The organism is Anaerovibrio sp., from assembly GCF_051866355.1.
Taxonomy (GTDB): domain Bacteria; phylum Bacillota; class Negativicutes; order Selenomonadales; family Selenomonadaceae; genus Anaerovibrio.
Map to the genome: position 1 here is coordinate 1 of NZ_JBJDWZ010000163.1, position 7,580 is coordinate 7,580.

Annotated in this window: 6 protein-coding genes; 1 reads left to right on the forward strand and 5 read right to left on the reverse strand. The window is 44.7% G+C overall.

Features of this window, described 5'->3' with window-relative positions:
- Positions 1 to 157: 157 nt before the first annotated feature.
- The 4 genes from ACI3UA_RS08370 to ACI3UA_RS08385 all read right to left on the reverse strand — a co-directional run bounded on the left by ACI3UA_RS08370 (position 158) and on the right by ACI3UA_RS08385 (position 5,798).
- Positions 158 to 1,018, reverse strand: coding sequence for a PHP domain-containing protein (locus ACI3UA_RS08370; protein ID WP_439724361.1), 861 nt, complete (start codon positions 1,016 to 1,018; stop codon positions 158 to 160).
- 49 nt (positions 1,019 to 1,067) lie between these two features.
- Positions 1,068 to 2,657: a TIGR02452 family protein gene (locus ACI3UA_RS08375; RefSeq protein ID WP_439724362.1), complete on the reverse strand. Its 1,590-nt coding sequence runs from the start codon at positions 2,655 to 2,657 to the stop codon at positions 1,068 to 1,070.
- A gap of 43 nt (positions 2,658 to 2,700) precedes the next feature.
- The gene (locus ACI3UA_RS08380; protein WP_439724363.1) at positions 2,701 to 3,762 is read right to left on the reverse strand and encodes a macro domain-containing protein; all 1,062 of its coding nucleotides are present in this window, start codon (positions 3,760 to 3,762) and stop codon (positions 2,701 to 2,703) included.
- 98 nt (positions 3,763 to 3,860) lie between these two features.
- A complete protein-coding gene (locus ACI3UA_RS08385) occupies positions 3,861 to 5,798 on the reverse strand; it encodes a TIGR02452 family protein (protein ID WP_439724364.1) in 1,938 nt (645 codons plus the stop codon).
- A gap of 195 nt (positions 5,799 to 5,993) precedes the next feature.
- Between ACI3UA_RS08385 and ACI3UA_RS08390 the strand changes: the two genes are divergently transcribed.
- The gene (locus ACI3UA_RS08390) at positions 5,994 to 6,266 is read left to right on the forward strand and encodes a hypothetical protein (RefSeq protein ID WP_439724365.1); all 273 of its coding nucleotides are present in this window, start codon (positions 5,994 to 5,996) and stop codon (positions 6,264 to 6,266) included.
- A 113-nt stretch (positions 6,267 to 6,379) separates the two neighbouring features.
- On the opposite strand, the gene ACI3UA_RS08395 is transcribed toward ACI3UA_RS08390, so the two are convergent.
- The gene (locus ACI3UA_RS08395) at positions 6,380 to 7,246 is read right to left on the reverse strand and encodes a hypothetical protein (RefSeq protein WP_439724366.1); all 867 of its coding nucleotides are present in this window, start codon (positions 7,244 to 7,246) and stop codon (positions 6,380 to 6,382) included.
- Positions 7,247 to 7,580: the final 334 nt, after the last annotated feature.

Sequence of the window (7,580 nt, forward strand, 5' to 3'; positions counted from 1 at the left end):
ATGATTTTTATATGCTGTCGCCTGTTTTTTGCTGTAAAGCTGATATGCGGCCTGCCAATGTAATAGCTTCTGCACGTAATGTCTTTCCCTGCTGATGGAATAACCTTGGCACGTAAAGCTTTTCCACCCGTAGATGCAACCCAAGGCGGAAAGTAATTTACACAACAGACAGCTCATGCCTGCCCACTGCAACCCCCTCTGTATTCAGCTGACCCAAATCAGGGAAATTCTTTCGCCCATGATAATCACTGCCGCCGGATATACGCAGCTTGTACTTTCTGGCATAAGCCACCAGTCTGCCTGTCTGCTCCATATCATAGCGCGAATAGTAGCACTCCAGTCCCTGCAGACCGAACGACAGCAACAGCTCCAGCTGACTGACAAGCTCCTGCTCCGTCAGCACCGGCTCGCCCACACCGCCATAGGGATGAGCCCAGACTGCAACGCCGCCAACATCGCAAATAGCCCTGATTGCTTCATCGGCAGGCAGGCGGCTGTCAAAGGTCGGACAATGATTGATATAATTCCTGATAGCCTCCGAAGCAGATGCCGCTACTCCCTGCTTTACCATCAGCTCCGCCAAATGCGGCTTGCCTGCACTGCCCCTGCGGCGCATGTCATCAACAGCCTCTTCAGCAAAGGCAATTCCGTATTCATGCCGCAAGAAGTCCAGCCGCTTCTCCAGCTTTTCCCGCCGAAGTTTTTCCCCCTTTGCCAGCACTGCCTGGAACGCCTCCTTCTGATAATCGTAGCCATAGCCCAGAATGTGGCATTTTCCCAGTGCCGTAATACAGGAAAATTCTATGCCTCGTATAAACTGTATAGGATTTTCGCTATTCTGCCGCCTTGCAAGCAGCTTTTCCATGTCCAGCACGCCTGCTATCGTATCATGGTCAGTCAGGGCAAAGCACTCTATGCCCGCCGCCTCTACCTTTGCCAACAATTCATCTGCCCTATCCCGTCCGTCGGAAGCATTGCTGTGCATGTGCAAATCCACCTTTGATTTTATACCGCCCATCGAAAACCATCCTTTCCCCCTGCAAAGAAAGCCACCTTGCTACGAATAACTATTTCTTACCCAGTCGCAAGGCAGGCCCTTTCCTCTCCGGCTCCTGTTTTCCCTGCTTCTCCCCATTCTCTTTCTTTGCTTTTTGCTCCTTATTTCCCAGATTGCCATATCCATTATCAAAAGGAATCCACCGAAGAGGCGTAACCGCCAGCACATTGCCATCTTCCTCCATGGTAACTGTCAGCGCCAGCACATCATTGCCATTAACATCTGTCAACAGCAAATAATACGCTGCACATACCTGTGTAGTAAACTGTAGAAGCCCCACAGCCTTCAAATAATCAAAATACGCTTCCATAACCGGAATTTCATTTTCTACGCAATTATCCACCATGCCTATGCAAAGCATCTGGCCGCCTTTTACCTCATAGCGGGTGGCGTTTTCTTCCAGTTCCTCGCACCGCGCCAAGTCCTCCTCATTCATGCCGTCTACCAGATCCTCCAGCACCGGCAAATAAAAGCAGACATCAACCTTGCCGTCCAAATCCCACTTCTCTGCCATATAAGGAATGCCATCAATCGTCACACCATGCGCATAACCGATATTTTCCTTGCCAATATTTCTCGGTGAAAAATTATACTGTATATAAGGGAACTCTGACTGGAACTGCTGCGGGGCATCATCTTCGACAGCGTCAACAGGGCTGTCATTAACGTCAGCAGCACTCTTTTCGCCATCTTCATCATCACACATATCAGCCATATCAATACCATCAGCCTGGTCAGCTACAGCCTCAACTCTTTTCATGTCACAAATATTTGCATAACTACCCAAAGACTGAATAAAGGCCAGAAAATTATTTGTCCGCTCATCATCCATAATACCGAAAATAATAGCATCAAAAAATCCTCTGTACCCCTTATCTATCAGCACCTCACGAAAATACCCGGCTACCCTGTAAGGATCATGCCCGAAGGCACCGCAACCCCATGCCCCCAGAACCAGCTCCCGATAGCCATGCCTGGCGGCCACCGCCACCATGCACTCAATGCGATGCTTCATGATGCGGTCAACCTCATCCATAGGAATATCCCTTGCCTGACGCCGCAAATTCAGGGCAGGAATTGTCACCACCGAGGTCATAAAGGGTTCCGTCAGAAAATTATCCTCTACATCACGGAACACGCACACATGAGGAGATATGAGCATATAATCCGACTCCGTCGGACTATGCAGGCGCTTGTTGTGCTTATACATCGCCGCGGCCTTTGCACTGCCAATGGACTTGTACAGAGTGCTTTCCCGGCACAGGCACTCCTCCTGGGCGTTACAGCCCTCCAAAAAACCGCCTCCCGGATTATAGGCATTGGCAAAATTCATCACCAGGCAGGTGTCCAGGCTTTGCGCCACAGTAAAGCTGTCCGCATCTGTCACCAGCATTAACGGCCTGTGATTTTCAGGAATATTTCGCTCTGCTACCTGACGTATGTCCTCCGCCTCTTCCGGAGTAATGCATATTACCTCCCCATAATCGCACTCAGGCAGTTCCTGCCTGCCAGCCTTGTTTTCATAAAATCCCTGCTCAATCACCTGCATTGTTTCCACAGCTATCCTGCGATGCTCATCCATCCTCATTGACCTGCTCATACCGACCCGCTCCCTTCACACAAACCACCTCATCAAGCATATATCATATACCATTACCATGCATCAGCTTTTTCTTCCGCGGTTTACATTCACGATATTTAACCTTCAGCTTAATTCCCCGCTGTGCCAACGCATCCTGAAAAGTATATATTTCAGAAATGCGGTTTTCTATGAAAACCCGTAAAATAATATCAAAATCATCAGCGTCCGACATGCCTAATCCGGCCTTTGCCAGAAACGCCTCTGCCTCATCAAGCCCCATGCCAAAATACAAAATGAACTTGGCAATAAACTGGCGGTCAGGCCTTTGCTCATAATTCATCACGCGGGAAAACTCCCTCCTGTCAATACCGGCACTGCCATAAGCCTCTGATAGCTTGACCCCTCTGGCATCAATCAGCCGTAACAGCATCTGCTGAAAATCCTCTCTGGGAGCCGCCAGCCTCCTGGCCATAACGCGTTCCCAGTATTCATCATCGGGATGTTCACGTTCCGCACTGTTTTCATATTGCCACGACCACATATCATCATACGTTGTATAATCATTTTCATCAAGATGCTTCTCAGGATTTCGGGCGATATATTCTTCATCAATGTGATTGCGTACCTGGGCAAAAAGCTTTTTACTCAGCTCAAAGGACGCACTGTCGTAAACCACCAGATACACCAGCAAATCATGCTGAATAACGTACTCGCTAATCACGGTCAGGGCAACGCGCATCGCATCATCCTTCGGATATTTCATATTGCCGCTGGACAACAGTGGAAAGGCTATGGATTTACAGCCCTTTTCCCGGGCCAGCGTCATGGCGGACAGGTAGGCACTGCGCAACAATGCTTCTTCACCGCGCCCACCATCCACATACAGAGGGCCTACCGCATGAATAATATATCTGCACGGCAGGCCGAACCCCTCCGTTGCCACCGCACAGCCTGGCTCGCAGGTGCCAATAGCCTCACAGGCCCTTTGCAGCTTTTCAACCCCTGCCTTTCTGAATATAGCATCGCTGGTACCATTGCCATGCTCCAGCCGTTTGTTGGCCGGATTGACAATAGCATCTGCCTCAATTTTAGTAATATCATTTCTCACAACAACCATTGGCATAACAAGCACCTCGCATATATCAGCATTAGCTACCATTTGTCGGTTATAGTTTATAGTTTATGGCTTACAACTTATAACTTATAGCTTATGGTTTATTTTTAACTTTTACAGCATGGAAATTTCTTCCATGCCAGAGGTGTTTTGGCCAGCAACGCACCTGCTTTTTCAAGAGCCACTGTAACGGCCACCACAGAATTATTATCTGCATCTTTAAGCATCAAAACATACCCATTGCGTTCTTCTGTCAAAAACTCTAGCAGCCCCCTGTCAACAAGATAGGAAAGATATGGCCTGATTCGATAAACATCGTCTACACACCCCAGATAACGCATACCACGGCAAAGGACATGATGCCCCTTACCCAGAGTATCAGCCGTAAAAAGCTCTGCCTCTGAATAATCGTCAAAAGGATAGGGCTTATCTCTATCATCATAACTGCTGCACCATATATCATGAATGTCAGACAAATAGAAGCACACGGATTTTTCGCCCTCGCACCCCCACTGCTCTGCCATATAAGCGTCCCACAATCTGGTGACACCATAGGCATAGCCAATATTCAGTTCACTGATGTTTTCAGGCGGGAAATTATAATGCACATAGCCATTTTGCGCCGGGTAATACCCTTTTAACACATTGTTTATAGCAAACTCACGATAGTCTATCTGCACCACGTCAGCAGCCTCGGCAGCCAGCATGGCAGCCACTTCAGGCTTGGAGGAAGATATATACTCATCAGTGTTATATATCTGCACATCGGCAAAAACCTCGTCAAAAACATCTAAATTATCTTGATGCTCTTGAGCATTCTGATTAGCTTGACCAGCTTTATTGTTATCTGGATTATCGTCGTCAAGAATAGCAAAACAGATATTGTCGAAATAATTGCGATACCCCTTTGTAACCAAAAGATTGTAAAAATACGAAGCGACACGCCGTGGATTATGCCCGAAGGCACCGCAGCCCCACGCCCCCAGAATGAGATTTTTGTATTTATACTCTATGGCAACAGCCAGCATATTTTCGATACGCCTGTACATGAGCTCATCAATATCCTGCTGAGCAGGCTGATGGGCATAGCCGTGCAGATTGACGGCAGGCACTGTAAGCACGGAGGCGGAATAAGGCTTTTCCAGCAGCTTGCTGGTGGCATTGTCACGGAACACGCATACATCTGGCGAAAGCAACATGTAGTCTGAAGCAGCCGGACTATTCAAGCTGCGGTTATAATCATACATACCAGCCGCCTTTTCATTGGACAGGGATGCATACAAGGTACTTTCACGGCACAGGCTTTCTTCCTGCGCTTCGGCACCATTCAGGAAACCGCCTCCCGGCGTAAAGGCATTGGCAAAATTCAGCACCAGGAATCTGTCAAAATCTGCAATAGCCCCAAAAGAACTATTACCCCAGACGTAAATATTGCCACAGTAAGGCTTCGGCAGCTTACGACCAAGCAATGACCATCTTGCTGCATCAGCCTGCTCAGGCGTTATAGCAATCACCTCAGCATAGTTGCGCTTCGGCAGCTCAACCCGCACACCATTGTGCTCATAATAACCCTGCCTGGTAATCTTCATGGTTTCTTTAGCAATTTTCTTCAACCGCATTCTTTTAGTATAGCTACCTGATTTATGATATTTATTTCTGGAAGCAACTATCTCTTCAGCCACCTTCATGGCTTCATCAGGCGGAAATTCGACACGATTATCTGCAACCTTCATCTTTTGCATGAATTGCTTCAATACAAGCTTGTGAACCAGCACTTTATTGCCAAACCCTAAATAAAAACAGGTCCAGCCATCGACCACATGGTCAATGTCGCATGCAAAAAGGGCAGGAAAAGCATTCTTCATTTTATTATAATTTAACTCGCCAAAATCTATCGATAATACTTTACCAGTTGATGTCAAAAAGATAACTTCACCATCAGGGGACGCCCCCATAGCACCTGCCGGTGCAACACGGCAGAACAAAACGTCTTTAAAAATAGTCTTGTTTATATCTTTATTGCGCAAATAGATAACGTTATTCATTGTACATCTGCCCCCTTCAGTTCTTCAACGCCTGTGCAGATTATCATATCACCTGCTTACAAGGATATTCTAGCATGTACATATAGTCAGTATGTCCGTATTTCAGGACATTTTTGTTATATGCCTGATATACAATAATGACAGAAGCAATTGAACATCATTAAACATCAATCTACGCTTATATGAGGTGATTACATGAATTACGAAAATGAAAACAATGAAAACGAGATTGTAGAATTTTCTCCTCGCAATAATGAACTGATCCTACAATGTGCCACTGACATTCTTTTCAAAATTGGCTTTACCCCAGAATCCCTCCTCGCCATGAATTCAATGTACAAAAATATGTTCATTGATGTCTATCTGCTCGACATCCTGACAAGTGATGAAAAGACCTATGAAGAAATAGAAGGTGCCTATCATATTATCAATTTTATGATACCGCCTGAAAAAAAAGAGTTTGAATAAATACCATTAACCATTATTCTATACAGAACCGGCATTGTCCTTCACGGGCAATGCTATTTTTTTACAAAAAAGACTACTACAAAAGGGCTGCCAGAAAATGACAGCCCTTATTTTTATACTCCTAATACTCCTGCCAGCCAATCCTTCATATTTTCATCATATTCAAAAATAAATTCTTGACCTCTAGGAGCAGCACGAAAAACACCAACTTTATCATCCTTATCCTTTGGCCAGCCATAAGAATTGCTATCGTGATATGTCATTTTGACCTTCTTAAAGGTGTCTCTATATCCACCAAAATCCCACTCACAACGATTAGCACTGTCTTGAGCTGTTAACTGCCTAGCTAATGAAAAATCAAAAATACCATATCCTTCTGCTTCCAATGATGGCATATTTTCTATAGATAAATTATCACTTGGAATATACAATTTGTTTATCTTTTTATCAAACTGGATGTGCGGATGCCAAGAATACTCTTTTTTAGCTTGTTTTAAATCTTCAGGTTGGGAAAGGTCTAAAATTTTCCCTACCTGCAGATAGCCCCAAATTACATGCAAATCACGTACAGGACTTTTATATTTCATTGTATTAAAATCAGCATGACGAAACCAGCCGTAGAATAAAAACAAGTCCCCCTTTTCAACCCCATGCTGCAATAAATGGGATTCAGCCTGGTCACATTGCCCAAAAGCCGGCTTCCAGTCAATTTTAGCTTTGGCATATCGATTTTTTAAATCAGGATCCAAGTGACATTCATCTACATTGACCTTTTTATCTAATCTTGCCCCTTTGCCCCGTGAAAGTCCCATGATTATATCGCTATAGGATTTTCCATAAAAATCTTTTAAATCGCTATATTTCGTACCACTACTTTCACATGGTATAGGCAAAGATAATAACGGCTTGCCATCAAATATAGGGCTGGCAATACCTCCATACTTAGAATCGAATCCCTTCCGGCTCAATATTATCTTCATTTGACTTCCTCCAATCCTTTTATACATTGTTAAAATTATTTGGTTTATTTTCATAATTGACATTATACTATATTTATTATAAAAATAAAATATTATTTTACAATTTCTGTTTCCGTTCCAGCAGTCAAGATATAAATCTTTTCACTAGACGATTATATTTTAACACATCCTCCATATTTACCTGTCCGTATGCTCGGACATAATACCATATCGAATAAAAAAGACTACCGCGCACATCATGTTACGCGGTAGCCGTCTAAATATGCAGGATACATTCCCATGTACCCTCACATCAGCTATTCATTTTCTTTGCCACATACTCCAGCATAATATG